The following is a 22,389-nucleotide window of genomic DNA, read 5'->3' on the forward strand; positions in this document are numbered from 1 at the left end:
TTCATCGACGGTTCAGTCGGCGCCGCTTTAGTTTTCAAGAGCAAACGCGCCGGTCTTCAGAGCGAAGGCGGCGCGGCAAACGAGAGGTAACAGGCTGAAGCAAGAAACAAAGCGGAGGATGCCATGCTGGTTGCGGATCTGATCCATTCCTGCTCCAACGAAAAGGTCGCCCAGGCTGCGCTTATGTGCATCGGGGACCGCTTCGCCGAGCGCGTCCGTGTGGCCGCGAAAGAGAAGGGCATGAATGTCGGCAGATTCGTAGCGGTCGTTGTCCGCGACTTCGCCCGCCGCGCGGACGAGAATGTCCGCGAGGCGCTGCGCGAAAGGATAACGGGCGACGACCAGCCGCTGCTGAAGGGACTGCGCGCGGTGCTGGAGCCGGCGCTCGAGGACGGCGCGCTGTTCGTGGACGACGAGATTATCCTCGGTCGGGCCTATCCGGTTGAACTGAGCTGCGCGGGCGTTCATCATTATCAGTAGCCCCTCTGACTGCTTACGCATGAAAAGCGACATCGCGCCGCGGTGTCGCTTTTCTGCTTTTCAAGCCTATGTTTCCGGTTAGGCGAGGTCGGGACGGATGGGCCATTTTCTGGATCAGGCGCAGATCGCCTCCCTCCTCGCCATATACGGCTATTGGGCGATCTTTCTCGTCGTCGCCCTGGAAAGCTCGGGCCTTCCCTTGCCCGGCGAAACCATGCTCGTCGGCGCCGCCATCTATGCGCGGCTATCCGGCGCGCTCTCGATCGAGACGATTATCTTCGCCGCGGCGGCAGGCGCCATTGTCGGCGACAATATCGGCTATTGGATCGGCCGCGAATTCGGCTATCGCTTTCTGGAGCGGCATGGCTGGCGCGTCGGGCTCGGGGCCGAGAAGCTGCGGCTGGGACAATATCTCTTCTACAAATGGGGCGGCGCCATCGTGTTCTTCGGCCGCTTCGTCGCATTGCTGCGCATTCTCGCGGCGCTGCTCGCGGGCGCCAATCATCTGCCGGTGGGGCGCTTCTTCTTCTACAACGCCGCGGGCGGAATCGTCTGGGCGCTTGTTTTCGGGCTCGGCGCCTATTGGCTGACGGCGACGTTTCAGAAGATCGAAGGACCGATCGCGACCGCCGGCGCGCTGTGCGGCCTCGCGGCGGTCTTTCTGCTTTGGCGCTACTACAAGGCCAATGAAGCGCGGCTGCTGCGCGAGGCCGAAGACGTGCTGTCGCAGCGCAAGCAATAGTCTCAGGAAAAACGCGGCCCCAGGCGCGCAATGGCGAGGGCGCGGGCGAGTTCCCTCGCGACCTTGGCCTTCTGATCCGGCCCGAGAAAGGAGCCGACCTCGATCGTCTCGCCGCGGGAGACGAGGGTTACGCTCATCGTGCCGAATTCCTCATGGACCTTCTGCTCGAGCCGCACCCAGGACGGATTGAAGCGCCATTCGCGCCGCCGGCCGCCGGCCCCGACCTTCGCGAAGACCAGTTCGAGCGGCGTGACGTCGAGCGTCTCATAGGCGCGGGCGTCTCGGAAACTAATGAGAAAGGCGACATAGAGCGCCAGCGCGTCGAGCCCCATGAAGCCCGCGACCGGCCACGCGCCCATCACCAGAAAGGGGATCGCGAAGATCACCTGCGCAAGGCAGAAGGCGACGATGAAGAGATAGAACGCCCGGGGCGTCATGGAGCGATGCGGCGAGAGGCGCGTGCTGTATATTGGCTCGTCAAAGGGTTCCGGCTTGATTTCCGGCATGGGCTGAACAGCGCTTTCGTCCCTGCGAACCTGAAGATATAACGCCGAAATGGCAGGAAGAAACAGCGCTAATCGCAAACCCGCGGGGCCGAAGCGCCTGCCGGCGGCGGAAGCGGCCAGGATCGAAGCGATTTTCGCCCGGCTCGCGGAGTCCAATCCCGAGCCCAAGGGCGAGCTTTATTATACGAATCCCTATACGCTGCTTGTGGCCGTCGTGCTCTCGGCCCAGGCGACGGATGCGGGCGTGAACAAGGCGACGCCCGCGCTTTTCGCCCTGGCCGACACGCCGGAGAAGATGGTCGCGCTCGGGGAGGACCGCGTGCGGGAGGCGATCAGGACCATCGGCCTTTTCCGCACAAAGGCGAAGAATGTCATCGCCCTTTCGCGGCTGCTCATCGAGCGCCATGGCGGCGAGGTTCCGCAGGATCGCGACGCGCTGACGGCGCTGCCGGGCGTCGGCCGCAAGACGGCGAATGTCGTTCTCAACATCGCCTTCGGCCAGCCCACCATCGCGGTCGACACGCACATCTTCCGCGTCTCGAACCGCCTGCCCATCGCCAAGGGGGCGACGCCCGACGCCGTGGAGAAAGGGCTCGAGGCCGTCATTCCGGAGAAATATCTGCTGCACGCCCATCATTGGCTGATTCTGCACGGCCGCTATGTGTGCAAGGCGCGCAAGCCGGAATGCGGACGGTGCGTTTTGTATGAGCTGTGCAGGTTCAAGGACAAAACGGCTTAAGCAAGCCGCCCGCCGCCATTGTGATCGCGAAGCGACGAGCAAGCCGGCGCCCGCGCCATGGCCCTGGATTGCTTCGCTGCGCTCGCAATGACGGGCGCGGCCTTGCATAAGCCGGAATGCGAGCCGTGCGTTCCGTATGGGCTGCGGCAGCAATCGGCGCCGTCATTGCGAGGAGCGAAGCGACGAAGCAATCCAGGGCCGCGCCGTGGCTCTGGATTGCTTCGCCGCGCGCGCAATGACGGGCGAGGGCGACTCTACCCCGCCCCCTCCAACAGCCGCATCGCCGCCGCGCGCGCCTCGTCGGTGATCGCGGCGCCCGACAGCATCCGCGCGATCTCCTCGCGGCGTTCTTCCTCCGCCAGCACGGCGACGCTCGTCGCGACGCGCTTTTCCTTTCCCTTGCTCGATGCGCTCTTGCTGATGCGCAAATGGCGCGACGCGCGGGCGGCGACTTGCGGGGCGTGGGTCACCGCAAGCACCTGGGCGCGCATGGCCAGCCGCGCGAGGCGCTGGCCGATGGCGTCGGCCACGGCGCCCCCTACCCCTGTGTCGATCTCGTCGAAGACCAGAGTCGGCGCGGAGCCGCGATCGGCAAGCACGACCTTCAGCGCCAGCATGAAGCGCGCAAGCTCGCCGCCCGAGGCCACCTTGGTCAGCGGGCCGGGCCGCGAGCCGGGATTGGTCTGCACCCAGAATTCGACGCGGTCGATCCCCTCCGGCCCGCCATTTTCGGGATCGCTCGTCACCTGCGTCGAGAAATGCGCGCCGTCGAGCTTCAGGGGCTTGAGCTCCGCATCCACCAAGGCGTCGAGCTTCTTCGCCGCTTTCTTGCGGGCCTCGGAAAGCGCGCGGGCGGCGGCGTCATAGGCGGCTTTGGCGGCTTCCAATTCTTGTCCGAGCTTCAAGAGCCGCGCTTCCGAGGCGTCGAGCGCGGCGATGTCGTCGGCGAATTTCGCGGCGAGCCCCGGAAGCTCCGCCACGCTGACCTGATATTTGCGCGCCGCGCCGCGCAAGGCGAAAAGCCGCTCCTCGACGCGCTCCAATTCCGCCGGATCGAAGCGCGTCTCGGCAAGCGCCTGCTCCAGCGCCTGCTCGGCCAGCGAGAGCGCGTCGACGGCGTGCGCCAGCGCTTTCGCCGGCGGCTCCAATATTTGCGGCGCCTGCGACAGCCGCCGCTCCAGCCGACGCGCGGCGTGGCCGATTTCGACTGCCGGCGCGCGGTCGTCCGCGAAGACCGCGAGCGCGTCGCGCAGGTCGGTCGCGACCTTCTCGGCGCGCTGCATGAAGAGACGGCGCTCGGCAAGCGTCTCCTCCTCGCCCGTTTCCGGAGCGAGCTTGGTCAGCTCCTCATACGCATGGCGCAGATATTCGGCGTCGGCGCGCGCCCTGGCGATACGCGCCTCCTCATCGGCCAAAGCGCGCCGCCTCGCCTGCCATGCCGCATGTTTCGCGCGCACGTCGCTCGCCGCCCCGAGCAATCCGCCATGCGCGTCGACCAAAGCGCGATGCGCGCCCGGATCGACGAGCGCGCGGTCGTCGTGCTGGCAATGGATTTCCACGAGCTCGCGCCCGATGGCGCGGAGCGCCTGCGCGGTCGCGGGCTGGTCGTTGACAAAGGCCCGGGTGCGCCCGTCCGACGCCTGCACGCGGCGCAGCACCATCTCCTCTTCGCTGGCGAGGCCGAATTCGCGCGCGGCGAGATGCGCCGGGTGATCGGGCGCGAGATCGAAAACCGCCGTCACCTGCCCCTGCTCGCAGCCCGCGCGCACGAGCGCGGCGTCGCCGCGTCCGCCAAGGGCGAGCATGAAGGCGTCGAGAAGGATCGATTTGCCGGCGCCTGTCTCGCCCGTGAGCGTCGTCAGCCCTTGCCCGCAATCGAGATCGAGCGCGTCGATGAGCACGATGTCGCGAATGGACAGACGAACCAGCATACGCATGACTCCGGCGCGACGGCCGCATGCAACGGCGCGGCGGCCGCGCCGTTATCCTGTGGGCGGACGGCGATTCGCCGCTTACGCGGAGGTTGGGCATGGCGGCCGATGAAATCAACGAGATTCGCGCCCTTCTGGCGTCGAAGCCGCGCCCGGTCGGTTGGGCGGAGCGCCGGGCGCGGATCGACGAGGTCGGCGCCGTCTGGCCGGCGGCGCCGGATATTTCCCTTACGCCCGCGCGGATCGACGGGCTTGCGGCCGAATGGTCGCTGGCGCCGGGCGCCCAGCCGTCCCGAGCGCTGCTCTATTTCCACGGCGGCGGCTATTGCTCGGGGTCGATCGCCAGTCACCGGCGCATGGTCACCGAAGCCGGCCGCGCCGCAGGCGCGCGCACGCTCGCCCTCGCCTTTCGGCTGGCCCCGGAACATCCCTTCCCCGCCGCTTATGACGATGCGCTCGCCGCCTGGCGTTTCCTGCGCGCGCAGGGAATCGCGCCGAACCGCATCGCCGTCGGCGGCGACAGCGCCGGAGGCGGGCTCTCGATCGCGCTCGCCTTGCGCCTTCGCGACATGGGAGAGCCCCTGCCCGGCTGCCTCTGGCTCTGCTCGCCCTGGACGGACCTTGCAATGTCCGGCGGGACGCTTACGACGAAAGACGGCGTCGATCCGCTAATTCACAAGGCGTATCTGGAGGAATTGGCGAGCGCCTATGTCCCCGGCGGGATCAACCGCAAGGACCCGCGCGTCTCGCCGCTCTATGCGGAGCTGAAGGGGCTCCCGCCCATGCTCATTCAGGTCGGCTCGGCCGAAACGCTATTGGCGGATTCTACCCGATTCGCCGCTAAGGCCGGCGCGGCGGACATTCGCGTCACGCTCGAAATCTGGCCGCATATGATCCACGCATGGATGATGTGGAACGCGCGCCTGACCGAGGGCCGGCGCGCGCTGGAAAGTGCGGGCGAATTCATTCGGGCGCATACCGGCGCCTGAAGGTCAGATCGCGTGAAGCGCCTTGCCGACCTTGGAAATCCAGGAATCGGTATATTCATGCGGCTCCAGGCCCCCGGTCTTCAGGAGCGCATGCGCATCCTTGTACCATTGCGAGTCCGGATAGTTGTGGCCGAGGATCGCCGCGGCCGTCTGCGCCTCGTTGGCGACGCCCATCGCCAGATAGGCCTCCGTCAGGCGGTACAGAGCCTCCTCGGTGTGGCGGGTCGTCTGATATTTGCCGAGCACGTCGTGAAAGCGGTTGATCGCCGCGGGATAGTTCTTGCGCGTCAGATAGAAGCGGCCGACCTGCATTTCCTTGGCGGCGAGCTGGTCGCGCGCGACGCCGATCTTGTATTTGGCATCGGCCACATATTCGGAATTCGGAAACTTCTGGACAAGCTCCGAGAAGATGCCGAGCGCCTTTTCCGCCGAGCTCTGGTCGCGCATCACGTCCGGCACCTGATTATAGTAGGACATGCCGGCGAGATAATAGACATAGGGCGTGTCGGGCGAATTCGGATAGACGCCGATATAGCGCTGGGCGGCCTGCACCGCGTCTTCGTAGTTCGGCTTCTCATAATTCGAGAAGACGGTCATGAGCAGGGCCTTGCGGGCCCATTCCGACCGCGGGTAATTCTTGTCGACCTCGCCGAAGCGCTTCGCGGCGCCTTCGTAATCCTTGGAATGCAGGCGGGAGAGACCTTGATTATAGAGCGTTTCCGCCGGAACGTCGGGCGTGATCTCGGTCTTGTATTTTTCGCCGCCGCCGAAAAGGCCGAAGCCGCTCGTCAGCGAATCCATGATGTCCGCGCGCGCGGGCGCGACCGAGAAGGCCAGAGCCGCAAGCGCGGCCAGCAGGGCGGACGAGCGGAAGGAAACAGCGAAAACCGACATATGAAGCGCCCCTTGCGGCAAAGAGCCCCGGCCGGGCCGGGCTCGCGAGCCTATTAGCCTAGATCACGCCGCGATCGGGCGGAATTCCCGATCTGGAACGTGATCGATTTCAAAAAGCGCGCGTCTCGCGAAAAACCGGCCTCCGCCTTCTTCGCCGCGCGCTCCTCGCCAATCCCGCCGCTCGCGGAGCCGGCGCGCTGGACGGCCGACCCGCGTCATCGCGGCGCCGGCGGCGCGCGGCGATGGACAATGGCCGGTAAAGAAAGACTTCCTTCTGGCGAGATTATGGCGAGGTCTGAAAGGCCTGCGCCTCGGCGGGCGACTGGGCCGAGAGCGCCGCGAACGCCCCCTCCCGCATCGCCGCCCGGATCAGCGCCAGATTGAGCGCATGCCCCCCACGATAGGAACGGAACGCGCCGATGATCGGCGCGCCGGCGAGCGCGAGGTCGCCGACGACGTCCAGCATTTTGTGGCGGACGAATTCATCAGCGTAGCGCAGCCCTTGCGGATTGAGGACGGCGTCGCCGTCCAGCACCACCGTATTGTCGAGCGACGCGCCGAGCGCAAATCCGGCGCGCCACAGGCGCTCGGCGTCGCGCAAAAAGCCGAAGCTGCGCGCGCAGGCGAGTTCGCGGCGGAAGGCGTCCGGGGAGACGTCGAGGGTCCGGCGCTGGCGGCCGATGCGTCCGCCGAAGGCGATCTCGACGTCAAGCCGCAAGCCCGATTTGGCGGGCGTCAGCTCCGCCCAGCCCGCGCCGTCGGAGACCCGCACCGGCGCGACGACGCGGAGAAAAGCGCGCGGCGCGGAGAGCGGGACAATGCCCGCCTCGTCGATCGCGGCGACGAAGGCCTCGGCCGAGCCGTCCATGGCCGGGATTTCGCCGCCCTCGACCTCGATAAGGGCGTTATCGACGCCGAGACCGGCGAGCGCCGCCAGAAGGTGCTCGACCGTCGAGACGCTCGCGCCGTCGGCCGCGAGCCGGGTGCGCAATTGCGTAGCGTCCACGACCCGCCAATCGGCGGCGAGGTCCACGCCCGCGACATTGAAAACGACGCCGGAACCGGCGGGCGCCGGCGCCAGGGTCAGCCGCGCGGGCTTGCCGCCATGGACGCCAAACCCGGACAACGTCGCCCGGCGCGCCAGCGTGGTCTGCGCGGCGGTCTCGAATTTCAAAATCGCGGCCAGTTGAGCCACTCTTGCCCTTTGAGCGTCTAGGGCGCGGGACTTCGGGCGAATAAGGCGATCCTCCCGGCGAAGGCTTGAAAAAGCCCGAGCTTGAGCCAGTTAGAGCATATCCTATTCCAAATGGCCGGTCAGGCTCCAGTAACGGTTTCTTACAGTTTGTTACAAAGGCTAAAGCGCCGTACAAACAAAAGCCTGCGCGAGACGGGCCTCGGTTTGCCGACAAACCTCCAAGGGCGGCCTCGTCCTTCGAGACGCGAGCTTCGCTCGCTCCTCAGGATGAGGCCTAACTATTTGGCGCAGAATCAGAAACTCATTGCCGAGGAAGCCTGAACAGCAGGCGTCTCGAAGCATGGGGCGTCGCTCGCTCCTCAGCATGAGGCCTAACTATTCGGCGCAGATATAGAAATCCCTCATGCTGAGGAGCCTGCGCAGCAGGCGTCTCGAAGCATGAGGGGCGTCAACGCGATTCTATCAGCGGTCGGAGGCCCGCTGAAAACGGGCCCTCGTCGCGGCTGTCCGACTGGACCTTAATGGTTCGACTGCCGGCGCAGGAAGGCCGGAATCTCCAGATGGTCCTCTTCCACCGGGCGCGGCTGCGGCGCACGGCGGCCATGCGGGTCGAGCGCCGCATGGGACGGCGCCGGCTGGGGAGCCGGAGCGGCGGCGGGGCGCTTGCCATATTCGGCATGCGCCGGCGAAGGCTGCGGGACGCGCGGCGGCGTCGGAGCCGGGGCGGCGGCGCCCTGCAAGGCTTCCTCCTGGCGGCTCGCGCCGAAAGAAGCCAGGCGCTCGAAGATCGACTTGCGGCGCGGGTCGTGAGCCGCCTCGGCGCGATGCTGGCGAAGCTGATCCTGAACCGGCTTCGGGAAGTCCTCGATCGAGGGCATGCGCGGCGCGCGCGGCAGCTCCGGAGCCGGCGGCACGTAAGGCGCCGGGGCGGGCTCCGCGACCATGCGCGGGGCGGGCTCGGGCATCGGCTCGGCATAGGTCGGACGCGCGGCGACCGGCTCCAGATAGACGCCGTTCGTGGTCATCTGCGGCGCGACCGGAGCCGGCTCGGCGTAATAGACCGGGGCCGGAGCCGCTTCGCGGATCTCAGGCTGATAGACCGGCGCGGGCGCGCGCTCGGGCATCGCGTAGATCTGCGCCGTCGGCTCGGCGATCGGCGCCGTTTGCTGCGGCTTCGACTGCTGCATCTGGGCGCGCATGCGCTCGGCGGCCTCGGCCATGCGGGCCTGGCTCGTCGGATCGTCGGCGGTGATCGAGGCGAGGTCGATGCCGGTCGCGACGACCGACACGCGGATCACGCCTTCGAGCGAGGAATCGAAGGTGGCGCCGAGGATGATGTTGGCGTCCTCGTCCACCTCCTGACGGATGCGGCTCGCCGCCTCGTCGACTTCGTAGAGGGTGAGGTCGTGGCCGCCCGTGATCGAGATCAGCAGGCCGCGCGCGCCCTTCATCGACACTTCGTCGAGCAGCGGATTGGCGATCGCGGCTTCCGCCGCGAGATTGGCGCGGCGCTCGCCGGTCGCCTCGCCCGTGCCCATCATCGCCTTGCCCATGCCGCGCATGATCGAGCGCACGTCGGCGAAGTCGAGATTGATGAGGCCTTCCTTGACCATGAGGTCGGTGACCGAGGCGACGCCCGAATAGAGCACCTGGTCCGCCATGGCGAAGGCGTCGGCGAAGGTCGTCTTCTCCGTTGCGATGCGGAAGAGGTTCTGGTTCGGGATGACGATCAGCGTGTCGACGCATTTCTGGAGCTCGCCAATGCCGGACTCCGCGATGCGCAGGCGGCGCTGCCCCTCGAAATGGAAGGGCTTGGTGACGACGCCGACAGTGAGGATGCCCATCTCGCGCGCGATCTGCGCGATGACCGGCGCGGCGCCCGTGCCCGTGCCGCCGCCCATGCCGGCGGTGACGAAGCACATATGCGCGCCCTGCAGATGCTCGCGAATTTCTTCGCGCGCCTCCTCGGCGGCGGCGCGGCCGACCTCCGGCTGGGCGCCGGCGCCGAGACCCTCGGTCACCTGCAGGCCCATCTGGATGACGCGCTCGGCGGGAGACGAGGCCAGCGCCTGGGCGTCGGTGTTGGCGACCAGAAAATCGACGCCGGAAAGGCCCGACGCGATCATGTTGTTGACGGCGTTGCAGCCGCCGCCGCCCACGCCGCACACCATGATGCGGGGCTTCAATTCCCTCAGCTCGGGAGCTTTCAGATTGATCGTCATGTGCCAGGCCTCTCGAAATCTACACTGCTCATCGGCGTCGGTTGTCCCAATCCTTGGACGCCCCGTCGCCGAACGCGTCGTCCTCGGCTATTTCGTCGTGAGGCCCGCCTTTTGCCGGCCGGATCGCCTCGGTTGAGAGAATCACTTGCTCCCGATTCTAGAAGCTTTCCCTTAACCATCTACCCACTCGCGTCATGTAGCCGTCGGTTCCCGTCGCCGCCCGCCCCGCCCGATGAGGCTCGAAATATTCGCGCCCCGCGACCTGCGGATAGACGAGCAATCCCGCCGCCGCCGCGAAGGCGGGGCTGCGCGCGGGATCGGGAAGGCCTTCGACGCCGATCGGACGGCCGACGCGGACCTGGCCGCCGAGAATGCGATGCGCGCATTCCGCCGCGCCGGTGAGCTGGCTCGCGCCGCCCGTGAGAACGATGCGGCGGCTCGGGCTCGCCGGATAGCCGGCGCGCGCCAGCCGGTCGCGCAGGAATTCGAACGTCTCCTCGACGCGCGGACGAATGATGCGCACGAGATGCGATTTCGGCGCATGCGCCTTGTGATGGCCGCGCTCGCCGACATGATCGAAGGAGACCGTCTCGCGCTCGTCCGAGGATGAGGAGATCGCCGAGCCGTGAAACGTCTTCAGGCGCTCAGCGTCGGCGAGGCGCGCATCGAGGCCGCGGGCGATGTCCATGGTGACGTGATTGCCGCCGAGCGTCACGGCGTCGAGATGCGCCATCTCGCCGCGCGAGAAGACCGCGAGCGAGGTCGAGCCGGCGCCCATGTCGACGACGATGACGCCCATCTCCGCTTCGTCGGGCTCCAGCACGGAGAGGCCCGCCGCATAGGGGGTCGCGGCCATGCCCGCGACGCCGAGATGGCCGCGCTCCGCCGCGAGGATCAGATTGCGGGCGGCCGCCTGATCGCAGGTCGCGACATGCAGATCGACGCCGAGCTCGTCGCCGATCATGTCCTTGGGTTCGCGAATGCCGTTGACGCCGTCGAGCGAGAAGCCCGTGGGCAGCGAATGCACGGCGACGCGGCCGCGATGGAGATGATGCGCGGCCGAGGCTTCCAGCACGCGATGAATGTCGGCCTCGGCGACCTCGCGGCCGCCAATGGCCCGCTTGGCGGCGAAGTGCTCGGAAGCGAGACGGCCGCCCGACGCGGTGACGACGACCTGGTCGACCTGCAGGCCGGCCATGCGCTCGGCGGCGTCGACCGTGTGCCGGATGGCGCGCTCGGCCTCGTCCATGTCGATGACGAGCCCGTGCTTCACGCCGAGCGAGCGCTGATGGCCGATGCCCAGCACGCGAATGCGATGGGTGCGCCAGTCGCCGGGCGCGACCTCGCCCGCCGGGGTGAGGCGCGCGATGAGGCAGGCGATCTTGGACGTGCCGACGTCGAGAACCGCGAGCGTCGTGGAGCGGCGCGGCGAAAGAGGCTTCAAACGCGGCGGAACAAGCTGAGACTTCATTACTCTACCCACCCGTCTTCTTGGTCTTGCGAGACTGCCCCGCCTCGCGCGCGGCCGCGGCTTCCTCGGTCAGGCGCACGGTGGCGCGGTCGGAGGCGCGCAGATCGACGGACATCACGTCCTTGTCGAGGATGCGCGCCTCGCGCTGAAGGCGTTTCAGCGTCTCAACCGCCGGGCCGGGATTTTCTTCCGGCAGTTTCACGACGACTCCATTCGTCATCTCGATGTCCCAGCGACGGCCGGCGACCATCACGCCCGCTTTCACCCGCTGCGCGAGGTCTTCCATGCCCTTTAGAAGCTGCAGGAACTCCGGCAGGCGCTTCTGCGCGCCCTCGCCGACGACGAAGGGCAGGCCGAGATAGCGCTCGTCGCGCAATTCGTCGATCGCGACGCCGTCCTCGGAGATGACCGACACGCGGCCCTCGCGCTGCCACAGCGCGTGGGGCTGTCGCTCCTCGATCGCGACGACGAGGCGATTGGGATAGAGCTTCATCACCCGCGCCGATTTGACGAGCGGAACGGCCATGAGGCGCTCGCGCACGGCGTTGGCGTCAAGGAAGGGCAGCGAATTCTTCGGGCCGACTCCGGAGGCGTCGAGCAGCTCCCTTTCCGTGAGGCGGGACTGGCCGGCGATCGTCACCGCCGAAATATCGAAGCCGATCGCGCGGGCGGCGATGTCCCAGGGCTGGCCTTCGCTCGCGACGATCCGGTCATAGCCGCCATTCTGGACGAGCCCGGCGAAACCGACGCCGCCGAAGAGCAGGATGAGGGCGACGAGGCCGACGCCTGGCTTGCCGAGGAAGGCGAGGCTCGCGAGCTTCGTCGTCTCCTCGACGCGCCGGCGCGGCGCAGGCCGCGAAACGTTAGGGTTAACCGGCGCCGCGCCGGCGAAGGGCGCGCCGGCGACGGCGGCTTGAGGCTCTGCGACGGGGAAATGAACAAGCGGAAGGGCAGTCGAAACCGACTCCCTCAACGATCGCAGGACGCGTCTTCCACCATCCATCTGACTAGCTCGCCGAACGAAAAACCTGCGTAAGCCGCCATTTCTGGCACGAGCGAGGTCTCCGTCGCGCCCGGCTGCGTGTTCACCTCCAGAACGACGAGCTCGCCCGTTCCGTCGGGCCGATCGTCGTATCGGAAGTCGGCGCGACTGACGCCGCGACAGCCGAGCGCTCTGTGAGCCTCGATGGCTAAATGTTGAACCTCTTGGTAAATATTCTCTTTAAGATTTGCAGGAAGAACGTGTTTCGAGCCGCCGGCGGCGTATTTCGCATCGTAACCGTAGAAATCCTCCGATACGGGGAGAATCTCGATCACGTCCAAGGCGCGGTCGCCCACCACCGCGCAAGTGAGCTCCCGCCCGGCGATGAAAGGTTCGGCGAGCATGAAGTCGCCATAGGACCAGTCGGCCCGCAGGAGTTCCTGAGGCGGATGAGAGCGTCCGTCCTTGACGATGAAAACGCCAAAGGAGGACCCTTCGCTGACCGGCTTCAACACATATGGCGGCTCAAGCACGTGCCTCTCCGCCGCCTCCAGCCGATGAACGACACGGCCGCCCGGCACGGGGATTCCGGCCGCAGCCATTACGCTCTTGGCGATGTCTTTCTTCATCGCAAGCGAGGACGCAAGCACGCCGGAATGCGTATAGGGAATGCGCAAAATCTCCAGGACGCCCTGTATGCACCCGTCCTCGCCGAACTTGCCGTGCAGCGCGTTGAAGGCGACGTCCGGCTTCAAAGCCGAGAGAAGCTGAGCGACGTCAGGGCCGACGTCGACGCGCGTAACGCGGTAGCCTTCGCCTTCGAGCGCCTTGGCGCTGGCTTCGCCGGAGCGCAGTGAGATTTCTCGCTCCGAAGAGAGCCCGCCCATGAGAACGGCGATGTGTTTAGTCATGTTCGGCCCATTCTTTGACAGGGCTTTAGCGCCCGATGAAGGATTTGACCGCGCCAAAAATGACGGCGGCCCGCTTGGAATTCAGCCGGCCCGCGCGCCGGAGAATGCGCGCGGGTTCGATATTTGCGACCTTGACGGCCTGACGATCGAGGGCGACGGCAAACCCGCCTGGGCGAGATCGTCTAACCCTCCCCCTTCCAGGGGAGGGGAATGGCGCGTTTTTGCCCCCTCCCCCTGAAAGGGGGAGGGTCGGGGTGGGGGTCCAAAAACCTGGCAATTTGATTGAAGCAAGCCGCCAGCCGCAAGGTTGTTCCGCCGTCCTTGCGAGGAGCGAAGCGACGAAGCAATCCAGAGGTCGTTATCATTGCTCTGAATTGCTTCGCTTCGCTCGCAATGACGGTCCGATTTCACATTTTTCCCCTTCACCGAGCCTTGCGGGTCCAGATTTCGATTTCCCCGGCTTCGCCGGCTTTGTCATAGCCGTCGAGCGCGGCCGCGCTTTCGGGCTGCTTCAGGACCCATTCGCGCGTATCCCCGTCCTCGACGATGATGACGTCCGGCTTGCCGGCGCGAACGTCCGCGACGAAGCCCGCGAGATCGCGGCGCCGATAGTCTTCGAGGCGGGCGCGCCGGGCGGGGTCCTGCGTGTCGCGCAGAAGATAGGCCGCGAGGCTCGCCGTCCAGAGCGCATTGGGACGACCAACCCATATCCCTTCGAGCTGGCGCGTCACGGGATGCCCGTAATCAAGCTGGCGCGCCATCGCGATCACGCGAGGATGCTCCGGGGCGACGCGCGCGATTTCGGCGCGCAGACCGGGATGCTCCTCGATATCGGTCAGGACCTTGAGGGCGCCGAACAGGAAGGGCGCGGCGGCGAGCGCGGGCAGGAATACGAATTTGAACAGCCGCCCTTCCCTTGCGGCGCGGGCGCGCGGATGGCCGTCGAGCGCGAAGAAGCACCAGGCGAGCAGCGCGAGCATAATGCCTGGATAGGCATGGTTGCTCCAGCCCTTGCCCTGCAAGAAGAAGCTGACGAGAAAGCCGATGGAGGCGAAAGCGCAGACGCGCGCGGCGGCCGGCGCCACGAAGCCCGGCGCGACCGGCGGGTGGGCGAAGCCCTTCGCCGACACGACGAAGAGCGCCGCGAGCAGCGCGACATTGAAGGGCGCGAGCGTGAAGAGCGCAAGATTTGCGAGCGTGTCGCGCGCAGGCTGATAGACGTCGGCGATCACCGGCAGCGCATATTGCGCATAGGCCGGAAAGAAAACGAAGGTCGCCATCGCATAGACGCCGCAAAGCCCGGCCGTCGTCGCCAGTTCGATGGTGAGCAGCAGGCGCGGCGAGCGTTCGCGCAAAGCAAGCGCCAGCGCGGGCAGCATGACGGCGAGCGCGAAGAAGGGCTTGAAGCAGACCGCAAGCCCCGCGCCGAGCCCCGCGACGATACGCAATGCGCGCGGAACGCGCCCGCCCTCCGCCGAGGCGGCGAGCGTCGCGAGCATGGGCGAGAGCGCGAGCAGCGCAATGTGTTCGCGCTCGGCGAAGATCAGAGCCGGAGCGACCAGCAGCGTGAAGACGGAAGCGTTGAGGATGAGTCCCCAATCCTCGCGCGAGCGCGGCGCGCCAAAACGGAAGATGACGACGCTCAGGGCGATCGACAGAATGCCGAAGAGAAAGACGAGGAAGCCGACGATCGGCTCGACCGCGACATGATAGGCGCGCGCAAGCAGCGCCGCCGGCGCCATGACGAGGAAGGCCGCGGGCGGATTGGGGTCCGTGACGTCGACATAGGGGACGGCGCCGTCAAGAAACTTCTCGGCGAAGGTGATGAACCATGACACGTCGCAATTGAGATGACCTGCAACCTGCTGGCCGATTGCGATCAGGATCAGCGCCAGCGTCGTGAAAGGGCTGGCGAGAGAGGCCGCCAGCCGCGCGGGCCGGCGTTCCGCAAAATCGCGCGACGTCAGGGCGCTCATGTCAGGGCTCGCCAATCCGTTTGATTTCCCAATGCAGCTCGACGCCGCTCCGTTCCTTGACGCGGCGGCGCACTTCCTCGCCCAGATTCTCGATGTCCGCCGCCGTGGCGCCGCCGCGATTGATAAGGAAATTGCAGTGCATCTCGCTCACCTGCGCGTCGCCGACGACGAGGCCGCGACAGCCGGCCGCGTCGATCAATTGCCAGGCCTTGTGGCCGTCCGGATTCTTGAAGGTCGAGCCGCCGGTCTTTTCCTTGATCGGCTGCGAGGCCTCGCGCGCCTGAGTGATGCGATCCATCTCGGCGAGGATCGCCTCGCGGTCGCCGGGCCGGCCCTGAAAAAGCGCGCTGGTGAAGATGACGTCCTCCGGCGCCGAGCAGTGGCGATACGTATAGCCCATATCGGCGTTGGAGAAGACGCGCACATTGCCCGCGCGGTCGACGCCGCGCGCTTCGATCAGCGCATCCTTCGTCTCGCCGCCATGCGCGCCGGCGTTCATGCGCAGCGCGCCGCCAATGGCGCCGGGAATGCCGCGAAAGAAGGAAAGACCGTCGATCCCGGCGTCGGCGGCCGCGCGCGCGGCCTTCACGTCGGGGACGGCGGCGCCGACGCGCAATCGGCAATCGTCCTCCACCGCGATCTCGCCAAAGCCCTTCGCCGAGAGACGAATGACCACGCCCCCCACGCCGCCGTCGCGCACGATGAGATTGGAGCCGAGGCCGACGACGGTGACGGGAATTTCCTTCGGCAACCGCGCAAGGAAATAAGCGAGGTCCGCCTCGTCCGCCGGCATGAATAGAAGCTGCGCCGGCCCGCCGACGCGAAACCATGTGTAAGGCGCGAGCGGCTCGTTTCCCGAGAGCTTGCCGCGCAGCTCGGGCATGAGCTCCTTGAGGCCGGGGATGAGGTCGGGGAAGGTCATTCAAGCGTCTCCGCCGTCATTGCGAGCGAAGCGAAGCAATCCAGGGCCGTGATGAGACTCTGGATTGCTTCGCTGCGCTCGCAATGACGGGAGTGAGAGTTGGCCCGTTCCCAGAGAGCTTGCCGCACAGGAGGCGGGCTCATTCCCTCTCCCCGCGAAAGCGGGGAGAGGGTTAGGGCGAGGGGCGAGGCCGCAATCGCCGGCTTGACGAGCATGAGAGTCGTCCTCACCCCTGCCCGCCGGCCGCCAACTGCTCCGGCAGCGTATAGGCCCATTGCGTGATGTTGCCGGCGCCGAGGCATACGACATAATCGCCCGGCGCGGCGATCTCGCGCACCATGGCCGGCAGCACTTCAGGCGACGGCAGGCCGACGGCGCGGCGATGGCCATGCGCGCGGATGGCGTTGACCAGCGCGTCGCGATCGACGCCCTCGATCGGCTGCTCGCCCGCAGGATAGACGTCGGCGACGATCACGACGTCCGCGTCGTTGAAGCAGGTCGAAAAGCCGTCGAAGAGCGATTGCAGGCGGGTATAGCGATGCGGCTGCATCACGGCGACGACCTTGCCCTTGGTCGAGGCGCGCGCCGCGCGCAGCACGGCGCCGATCTCCACCGGATGATGGCCGTAATCGTCAAAGACCTGCACGCCGTTCCACTCGCCCGTGCGCGTGAAGCGGCGCTTGACGCCGCCAAAGCCGGAGAGGGCCTTGCGGATCTGGTCCGGCGACAGCCCGAGCTGATAGGCGACGGTGATCGCCGCCGTCGCGTTCAGCGCATTGTGATGGCCGGGCATCGGCAGAAGCAGATTTTCGAGATAGGTCGCCTGCGACGTCTTGCGGTCGCGCAGCAGCACATTGAAGCGCGACACGCCGCCGTCGAGATTCACGTCGAGCAGCCGCACGTCGGCCTGCGGGTTCTCGCCATAGGTGATGACGCGGCGATCCTCGATCTTGCCGACGAGCTCCTGCACGGTCGGATGATCGAGGCACATCACCGCGAAACCGTAGAAGGGCAGATTCTCGATGAAATTGCGGAAGGCTTCCTTGATGGCGTCGAAGGTGTGGAAGTGATCGAGATGCTCGGGATCGATATTGGTCACGATGGCGACGTCGGCGGGAAGCTTCAAGAAGGTGCCGTCGCTTTCATCCGCCTCGACCACCATCCATTCGCCGGCGCCGAGACGCGCATTAGTGCCATAGGCGTTGATGATGCCGCCATTGATGACCGTCGGATCGAGCCCGCCGGCGTCAAGCAGCGTCGCGACGAGCGAGGTTGTCGTCGTCTTGCCGTGGGTGCCGGCGATGGCGACGCATTGCTTGAGGCGCATCAGCTCCGCGAGCATCTCCGCGCGCCGCACGACCGGCAGGCGCTTCTCGCGCGCGGCGACGAGCTCCGGATTGTCGCGCTTAATCGCGGTCGAGACGACGACCACCGCCGCCTCGCCGAGATTCTTGGCGTCATGGCCGACAAAGACCGTCGCGCCTTTCTCGGAAAGACGTTTGACGTTGGCGTTCTCGGCGGCGTCGGAGCCCTGCACCGTGTAGCCGAGATTGAGCAGCACCTCGGCGATGCCCGACATGCCGATGCCGCCAATGCCGACGAAGTGAATGGGGCCGAGATCGCGCGGCAGTTTCATCCTGGAAAGTCTCCCTCAGGAAGCGCGGCCTTGCGCCACGCTCAATATAAGATCGGCGAGCCGCTCGGCGGCGTCGGCGACGCCGACGCGCTTCGCCGCCTCGGCGCGTCGCGCCAGCGCCTCGGGCGCGCCGATCAACTCCACGAGACGGTTGGTCAGGAAGGCCGGCGTGAAGTCGCTCTGCTTCACCGTCTCCGCCGCGCCCGCCTGCTCGATGAAAGCGGCGTTCGCCGCCTGGTCGCCATCGAGCGAATGCGGCAGCGGCACGAAGAGCGCCGGGCGGCCGATGACGGCAAGCTCCGAAACCGTCGAGGCGCCGGAGCGTGAGATAACGAAATGCGCCTGCGCGATGCGCAGCGGAAGATCCCTAAAAAAGGGCGCGATTTCGACATTGACGCCGGCGCCCTGATAGATCGCCTCGACACGCGGAATGTCTTCGGATCGCGTCTGCTGCACGAGACGGATGCGCGAACGCAGATCGTTCGGCAATGCGGCGATCGCCTCGGGCGCGATGTCCGCCATCACGCGCGCGCCCTGCGAGCCGCCGGTGACGAGCAGGCGGAAGGCGCCGTCCGCGAAATCAGGATAAGGAAGCTTCGCCGCCTCCAGCACGGCCGGCCGCACGGGATTGCCCGTGAAGAGGATCTTGCTTTGCAAAGGCGGCGGCGCGCGCAGATTGGGCAGGCCCGCCGCGATCCTGTCGACATGGCCGGAGAGGAAGCGGTTCGCCTTCCCCATAATGGCGTTCGACTCATGCAGCACGGTCGGGATTTTGAGAAATGCGGCGGCGAGCATAGGCGGCACGGTGGGATAGCCGCCGAAGCCGATCACCGCGCGCGGCTGCAAATGGCGGAAGACCTTCGCGGCCTGCGCCGTTCCGTAAGCAAGACGCGCCACCGCCTGCGCCTTGGCGACGAAGGAGCCGCCGCGCGGCGTCGCGGCGGGAATGCAATGCATGGCGCGCGCCGGGAAATTGCCGCCATAGGCGAGCGCGCGCTCGTCGGTGACGAGTTCCACCGGAACGCCGCGCGCGCCGAGCGCGTGAGCGAGCGCCTCGGCCGGGAAGAGATGGCCGCCCGTGCCGCCGGCGGCGAGAAGGATGGGTCGATCGTTCATGTCACGCCGCCGCGGGAATGGCTTCGCCGCTCGCCGCGACCTGCGTGAGAACGCGGGTGCGCGGGCGCTTGCGCGTGACGGCGAGCAGGAAGCCCATGCCGAGCGACAGCGAGATGAGCGACGAGCCGCCATAGGAGACGAAAGGCAGCGTCATGCCTTTCGCCGGCATGAGATGCACGTTCACGGCCATGTTGATGCAGCTCTGCAGGCCGAAGAGCATGACGAGGCCCGCCGTCGCGAAGCGGCAGAAGGGGTCTTCGTTGCGCGCCGCCGACAACAGGCCGCGCACGACAATGAAGGCGAAGACGAGCGCGAGCGCGACGCAGACGATCACGCCGAACTCCTCGCCGATGACGGCGAAGATGAAGTCAGTGTGGGAGTCCGGCAAAATGCGCTTCACCGTGCCTTCGCCGGGGCCCTTGCCGAACCAGGAGCCGGCGATGAAGCTTTCGAGCGCCGTCTCGGACTGGAAGTTCGACGGCACGCCGGCGACGGGCGGCGGCGGCTCGAGAAAGGCCTCGATGCGCGCATGGACATGCGGCACGAATTTATAGGCGAGCAGCGCCGCGAGCACGGCGACGCCGCCAAGGCCGATCACCCAGATCACATGCAGACCCGCCATGAAGAAGAGCGCGCCCCAGACGATCGAGATCAGCATGGTCTGGCCGAAATCGGGCTGCAGAACCAGCGGCCCCACAGCGAGCGGAAAGAGCAGCAGGGCGATCCAGTTGCCCGGCACGTCCTTGCGCCGCGCGCCTTCGGAAAAGGCCCAGGCGACGACGACGACGAAGGCGGGCTTGAGGAATTCGGAGGGCTGAATGCCGAAGATCCAGCGCTTGGCGCCCTTCACTTCCTGCCCGAAGAACAAGGTCGCGATGACGAGCGCGAGCGAGAGGACGAAGATGACGAGCGCAACGCGGCGCACATGGCGCGGCGACAGAAAGGAGGCTCCGATCATCACCGCGAGCGCCGGCAGCAGATAGGCCACCTGGCGGTTGACGAAATGAAAGGTCGGCAGATGCAGCCGCTCGGCGACGGGCGGGCTGCCCGCCATGGCGAAGACCAGGCCGGCGACAATGAGAAGCCCGATGCCGGCGAGGAGCCAGCGATCGATCGTCCACGCCCAATCCGAAAATGCGGTTCGCTCGGCGCGCGAAATCATGGGTGCTCTCCTCTGCGGGCGGCGATGACGGCGGGCAGTCCATTGACGAGGCCGCGAAAGGCGTCGCCGCGCGCCTCGAAATTCGCGAATTGATCGTAGGAGGCGCAGGCCGGCGAAAGCAGAACGATCGGCTCTTGCGCATCGCCGTCGAGCGCGTCGAAAGCGGCCTTCGTCGTCGCGACGTCGAGCGTCTCGCAACGCTCGTAAGGCAGCGCGCCTTGCAGCGTGCGCGCGAAATCGTCGCTCGCGGCGCCGATGAGATAGGCCTTGCGGATTCGCGAAAAGTAAGGCCGCAGCGGCTCGATGCCGCCCTCCTTCGCCTTGCCGCCGATGATCCAGTAGATGTCGGTAAAGCTCGCCAGCGCCTTTTCCGCCGCGTCGGCGTTGGTCGCCTTGGAGTCGTTGACGAAGAGCGCCCGCTCGATGCGGCCGACCTCCTCCATGCGATGCGGAAGGCCCGGATAGCTCGCAACGCCCGCCGCGATTTCCTCGTCTTCCAGCCCGCATTCCCAGGCGGCGGCGGCGGCGAAGGCGGCGTTCTGCGCATTATGCGCCCCGCGCAATGCGCGGGCGTTCTTCAGCGAGGCGAGCAGTTCCGCTTCTTCCGGCGGATGCTCCCGCTCGCGGAAATAGATGTCGCCATTCTCGACATAGAAGCCCCATTCGAGCGGGCGGACGGCTGAAACGGGCGCGACGCGCTGACCCTCGCGCGGATCGGCGGAAAGCCGCGCGCCGATCGCATGGGTATGGGTATCGTCGACGCCGATAAGCGCGACCTCCGCGCCCGCGACGAGCCGCTCCTTCACGGCCGCGTAATTCTCCATCGTCCCGTGACGGTCGATATGGTCGGGCGTGAGATTGATCAGAATGCCAATGGTCGGCTTCAGCGACGGCGTGAGATCGATCTGGAAGGAGGAGCATTCGATGACGTGAATGCGCTCGTCCGACGGCGGCTCGAGATCGAGGATCGGCACGCCGATATTGCCGCCGAGCTGCACGTCGCGGCCCGCCTCGCGCAGAATATGCGCGATGAGCGCCGTCGTCGTCGATTTGCCATTGGTGCCCGTGACGGCGATGAAAGGCGCGCCGCCGGCATGGGCCGCGCGCTCGCGGCAAAACAGCTCGATGTCGCCGATGATCTCGACGTCCATCGCTTGAGCGAGCGTCACCGTCCAATGCGGCTCGGGATGCGTCAGCGGCACGCCCGGAGAAAGCACGAGCGCCGAAAAGCGCGACCAGTCGGCCTGGGAGAGGTCGTCGAGCGGCACGCCATTGGCGACGGCCTTGAGGCGCCCGGCTTCACCGTCGTCCCAGGCGTGCACCTGCGCGCCGCCGGCCATCAACGCCTTGGCGGTGGAGAGGCCCGAGCCGCCGAGGCCAAAAAGCGCGACGCGCTTGCCCTTGAAGGTGGTAACCGGAGTCATCGTCACCTCAGCTTGAGGGTCGCAAGACCCGTGAGCGCCAGAACGAAGGCGATGATCCAGAAGCGGATGACGATCTGCGGCTCCTTCCAGCCCTTCTGCTCGAAATGGTGATGGATCGGCGCCATCAGGAAGATGCGCTTGCCGGTCGCCTTGAAATAGGCGACCTGAATGATGACCGACGCGCCCTCGAGCACGAAGAGGCCGCCGACGATGGCGAGCACGAATTCCTGCTTCACCGCGACGGCGACCGTGCCGAGCAGGCCGCCAAGCGCGAGCGAACCCGTATCGCCCATGAAGATCTGCGCGGGCGGCGCGTTGAACCACAGGAAGCCCAGCCCCGCGCCGATGAAGGCGGAGCAGACGATGGTCAATTCGCCGACGCCCGCGACGTAATTGACGCCGAGATAGTTCGAGAAAATCGAATTGCCGACGAGATAGGCGAAGATCGCGAAGGTCCCCACCGCGATCATCGACGGCACGATGGCGAGGCCGTCGAGACCGTCCGTGAGATTGACGCAATTGCCCGCCGCGACGATGACGAAGGCGCCGAAGACGATGAAGAAGGCGCCGAGCGAGCCGATATAGCCCTTGACCATCGGTATGGCGAGCTTCGACATGTTCTCGCCGCCGACCTTCATCAGGAAATAGCAGGCGAGACCTGCGACGACGAACTCCAGCAGGAGACGCGCCTTGCCGGAGAAGCCGGCGTGAGACTGCTTCGTGACCTTCAGATAGTCGTCATAGAAGCCGATGGCGCCGAAGGACGCCGTGACGAAGAGCACGATCCAGACATAATAATTGCGCAGATTGGCCCAGAGCAGCGTCGCCGCGATAAGGCCGGACAGGATCATCAGGCCGCCCATTGTAGGCGTGCCCTTCTTCGTGATGAGATGCGATTGCGGCCCGTCCTCGCGAATGGGCTGCCCCTTGCCCTGCTTGATGCGCAGCGCCGAAATGATGTTCGGGCCGAAGAAGAAGACGAAGAACAGCGCCGTCGCCGCGGCCATGGCCGCGCGGAAGGTGATATAGCGGAAAATGTTGAGCGGACTGTAGAGATAGGAAAGGTCCGCAAGCAGGGTCAGCATCGTCTA

Annotated in this window: 19 protein-coding genes; 3 read left to right on the top strand and 16 right to left on the bottom strand. The window is 66.5% G+C overall.

The features are described from left to right. Nucleotides 1-27: 27 nt before the first annotated feature. Nucleotides 28-471, bottom strand: a complete 444-nt coding sequence (locus ACV7JP_RS00440) for a hypothetical protein (RefSeq protein WP_457797321.1) — start codon at nucleotides 469-471, stop codon at nucleotides 28-30. A 106-nt stretch (nucleotides 472-577) separates the two neighbouring features. Here ACV7JP_RS00440 and ACV7JP_RS00445 point away from each other — a divergent pair, with 106 nt between their 5' ends. Continuing rightward, nucleotides 578-1,222: a DedA family protein gene (locus ACV7JP_RS00445; RefSeq protein ID WP_457797322.1), complete on the top strand. Its 645-nt coding sequence runs from the start codon at nucleotides 578-580 to the stop codon at nucleotides 1,220-1,222. 2 nt (nucleotides 1,223-1,224) lie between these two features. On the opposite strand, the gene ACV7JP_RS00450 is transcribed toward ACV7JP_RS00445, so the two are convergent. Next, complete coding sequence (locus ACV7JP_RS00450) at nucleotides 1,225-1,728, bottom strand: DUF2244 domain-containing protein (RefSeq protein WP_457797323.1); 504 nt, start codon at nucleotides 1,726-1,728, stop codon at nucleotides 1,225-1,227. 49 nt (nucleotides 1,729-1,777) lie between these two features. On the opposite strand from ACV7JP_RS00450, the gene nth reads away from it, so the two are divergent. Then, nucleotides 1,778-2,467, top strand: a complete 690-nt coding sequence (gene nth, locus ACV7JP_RS00455) for an endonuclease III (RefSeq protein ID WP_457797324.1) — start codon at nucleotides 1,778-1,780, stop codon at nucleotides 2,465-2,467. 254 nt (nucleotides 2,468-2,721) lie between these two features. Here nth and recN read toward each other — a convergent pair whose 3' ends face one another. Then, complete coding sequence (gene recN, locus ACV7JP_RS00460; protein ID WP_457797325.1) at nucleotides 2,722-4,398, bottom strand: DNA repair protein RecN; 1,677 nt, start codon at nucleotides 4,396-4,398, stop codon at nucleotides 2,722-2,724. A 98-nt stretch (nucleotides 4,399-4,496) separates the two neighbouring features. Between recN and ACV7JP_RS00465 the strand changes: the two genes are divergently transcribed. After that, complete coding sequence (locus ACV7JP_RS00465; protein ID WP_457797326.1) at nucleotides 4,497-5,387, top strand: alpha/beta hydrolase; 891 nt, start codon at nucleotides 4,497-4,499, stop codon at nucleotides 5,385-5,387. Nucleotides 5,388-5,390: 3 nt separating this feature from the next. On the opposite strand, the gene ACV7JP_RS00470 is transcribed toward ACV7JP_RS00465, so the two are convergent. From ACV7JP_RS00470 to mraY, 13 genes are all read right to left on the bottom strand, one after another. Continuing rightward, nucleotides 5,391-6,281: an outer membrane protein assembly factor BamD gene (locus tag ACV7JP_RS00470; RefSeq protein WP_457797327.1), complete on the bottom strand. Its 891-nt coding sequence runs from the start codon at nucleotides 6,279-6,281 to the stop codon at nucleotides 5,391-5,393. A 283-nt stretch (nucleotides 6,282-6,564) separates the two neighbouring features. Continuing rightward, nucleotides 6,565-7,476 carry a UDP-3-O-acyl-N-acetylglucosamine deacetylase gene (gene lpxC / locus ACV7JP_RS00475; protein WP_457797328.1) on the bottom strand — a complete coding sequence of 304 codons (912 nt, stop codon included), beginning with the start codon at nucleotides 7,474-7,476 and terminating at the stop codon, nucleotides 6,565-6,567. A gap of 518 nt (nucleotides 7,477-7,994) precedes the next feature. Next, on the bottom strand, nucleotides 7,995-9,698 hold the full coding sequence (ftsZ, locus tag ACV7JP_RS00480; RefSeq protein ID WP_457797329.1) for a cell division protein FtsZ: 1,704 nt from the start codon (nucleotides 9,696-9,698) through the stop codon (nucleotides 7,995-7,997). A 157-nt stretch (nucleotides 9,699-9,855) separates the two neighbouring features. Beyond that, complete coding sequence (gene ftsA, locus ACV7JP_RS00485) at nucleotides 9,856-11,169, bottom strand: cell division protein FtsA (RefSeq protein ID WP_457797330.1); 1,314 nt, start codon at nucleotides 11,167-11,169, stop codon at nucleotides 9,856-9,858. Nucleotides 11,170-11,173: 4 nt separating this feature from the next. After that, nucleotides 11,174-12,142, bottom strand: coding sequence for a cell division protein FtsQ/DivIB (locus ACV7JP_RS00490; RefSeq protein ID WP_457797331.1), 969 nt, complete (start codon nucleotides 12,140-12,142; stop codon nucleotides 11,174-11,176). Then, the gene (locus ACV7JP_RS00495) at nucleotides 12,139-13,062 is read right to left on the bottom strand and encodes a D-alanine--D-alanine ligase (protein WP_457797332.1); all 924 of its coding nucleotides are present in this window, start codon (nucleotides 13,060-13,062) and stop codon (nucleotides 12,139-12,141) included. Before ACV7JP_RS00495 ends, ACV7JP_RS00490 begins: the two co-directional genes overlap by 4 nt. A gap of 422 nt (nucleotides 13,063-13,484) precedes the next feature. Continuing rightward, nucleotides 13,485-15,038 carry a hypothetical protein gene (locus ACV7JP_RS00500; protein WP_457797333.1) on the bottom strand — a complete coding sequence of 518 codons (1,554 nt, stop codon included), beginning with the start codon at nucleotides 15,036-15,038 and terminating at the stop codon, nucleotides 13,485-13,487. 1 nt (nucleotide 15,039) lies between these two features. Continuing rightward, the gene (gene murB / locus ACV7JP_RS00505) at nucleotides 15,040-15,960 is read right to left on the bottom strand and encodes a UDP-N-acetylmuramate dehydrogenase (protein WP_457797334.1); all 921 of its coding nucleotides are present in this window, start codon (nucleotides 15,958-15,960) and stop codon (nucleotides 15,040-15,042) included. Between the two features lie 226 nt (nucleotides 15,961-16,186). Further along, on the bottom strand, nucleotides 16,187-17,596 hold the full coding sequence (murC, locus tag ACV7JP_RS00510) for a UDP-N-acetylmuramate--L-alanine ligase (protein WP_457797335.1): 1,410 nt from the start codon (nucleotides 17,594-17,596) through the stop codon (nucleotides 16,187-16,189). A 15-nt stretch (nucleotides 17,597-17,611) separates the two neighbouring features. After that, nucleotides 17,612-18,712 carry an undecaprenyldiphospho-muramoylpentapeptide beta-N-acetylglucosaminyltransferase gene (murG, locus tag ACV7JP_RS00515; protein WP_457797336.1) on the bottom strand — a complete coding sequence of 367 codons (1,101 nt, stop codon included), beginning with the start codon at nucleotides 18,710-18,712 and terminating at the stop codon, nucleotides 17,612-17,614. A 1-nt stretch (nucleotide 18,713) separates the two neighbouring features. Then, nucleotides 18,714-19,874: an FtsW/RodA/SpoVE family cell cycle protein gene (locus ACV7JP_RS00520; RefSeq protein ID WP_457797337.1), complete on the bottom strand. Its 1,161-nt coding sequence runs from the start codon at nucleotides 19,872-19,874 to the stop codon at nucleotides 18,714-18,716. Beyond that, a complete protein-coding gene (murD, locus tag ACV7JP_RS00525; RefSeq protein WP_457797338.1) occupies nucleotides 19,871-21,298 on the bottom strand; it encodes a UDP-N-acetylmuramoyl-L-alanine--D-glutamate ligase in 1,428 nt (475 codons plus the stop codon). Before murD ends, ACV7JP_RS00520 begins: the two co-directional genes overlap by 4 nt. A 2-nt stretch (nucleotides 21,299-21,300) precedes the next feature. Further along, complete coding sequence (gene mraY / locus ACV7JP_RS00530) at nucleotides 21,301-22,383, bottom strand: phospho-N-acetylmuramoyl-pentapeptide-transferase (RefSeq protein WP_457797339.1); 1,083 nt, start codon at nucleotides 22,381-22,383, stop codon at nucleotides 21,301-21,303. Nucleotides 22,384-22,389: the final 6 nt, after the last annotated feature.

The organism is Methylocystis sp. S23, from assembly GCF_054106005.1.

Bases quoted from the DNA above. Each gene is read 5' to 3' on its own strand.
- ACV7JP_RS00440 (WP_457797321.1), bottom strand. From the start codon at position 471: ATGATGAACGCCCGCGCAGCTCAGTTCAACCGGATAGGCCCGACCGAG.
- ACV7JP_RS00445 (WP_457797322.1), top strand. From the start codon at position 578: ATGGGCCATTTTCTGGATCAGGCGCAGATCGCCTCCCTCCTCGCCATA.
- ACV7JP_RS00450 (WP_457797323.1), bottom strand. From the start codon at position 1,728: ATGCCGGAAATCAAGCCGGAACCCTTTGACGAGCCAATATACAGCACG.
- nth (WP_457797324.1), top strand. From the start codon at position 1,778: ATGGCAGGAAGAAACAGCGCTAATCGCAAACCCGCGGGGCCGAAGCGC.
- recN (WP_457797325.1), bottom strand. From the start codon at position 4,398: ATGCTGGTTCGTCTGTCCATTCGCGACATCGTGCTCATCGACGCGCTC.
- ACV7JP_RS00465 (WP_457797326.1), top strand. From the start codon at position 4,497: ATGGCGGCCGATGAAATCAACGAGATTCGCGCCCTTCTGGCGTCGAAG.
- ACV7JP_RS00470 (WP_457797327.1), bottom strand. From the start codon at position 6,281: ATGTCGGTTTTCGCTGTTTCCTTCCGCTCGTCCGCCCTGCTGGCCGCG.
- ftsZ (WP_457797329.1), bottom strand. From the start codon at position 9,698: ATGACGATCAATCTGAAAGCTCCCGAGCTGAGGGAATTGAAGCCCCGC.
- ftsA (WP_457797330.1), bottom strand. From the start codon at position 11,169: ATGAAGTCTCAGCTTGTTCCGCCGCGTTTGAAGCCTCTTTCGCCGCGC.
- ACV7JP_RS00495 (WP_457797332.1), bottom strand. From the start codon at position 13,062: ATGACTAAACACATCGCCGTTCTCATGGGCGGGCTCTCTTCGGAGCGA.
- ACV7JP_RS00500 (WP_457797333.1), bottom strand. From the start codon at position 15,038: ATGAGCGCCCTGACGTCGCGCGATTTTGCGGAACGCCGGCCCGCGCGG.
- murB (WP_457797334.1), bottom strand. From the start codon at position 15,960: ATGACCTTCCCCGACCTCATCCCCGGCCTCAAGGAGCTCATGCCCGAG.
- murC (WP_457797335.1), bottom strand. From the start codon at position 17,596: ATGAAACTGCCGCGCGATCTCGGCCCCATTCACTTCGTCGGCATTGGC.
- murG (WP_457797336.1), bottom strand. From the start codon at position 18,712: ATGAACGATCGACCCATCCTTCTCGCCGCCGGCGGCACGGGCGGCCAT.
- ACV7JP_RS00520 (WP_457797337.1), bottom strand. From the start codon at position 19,874: ATGATTTCGCGCGCCGAGCGAACCGCATTTTCGGATTGGGCGTGGACG.
- murD (WP_457797338.1), bottom strand. From the start codon at position 21,298: ATGACTCCGGTTACCACCTTCAAGGGCAAGCGCGTCGCGCTTTTTGGC.
- mraY (WP_457797339.1), bottom strand. From the start codon at position 22,383: ATGCTGACCCTGCTTGCGGACCTTTCCTATCTCTACAGTCCGCTCAAC.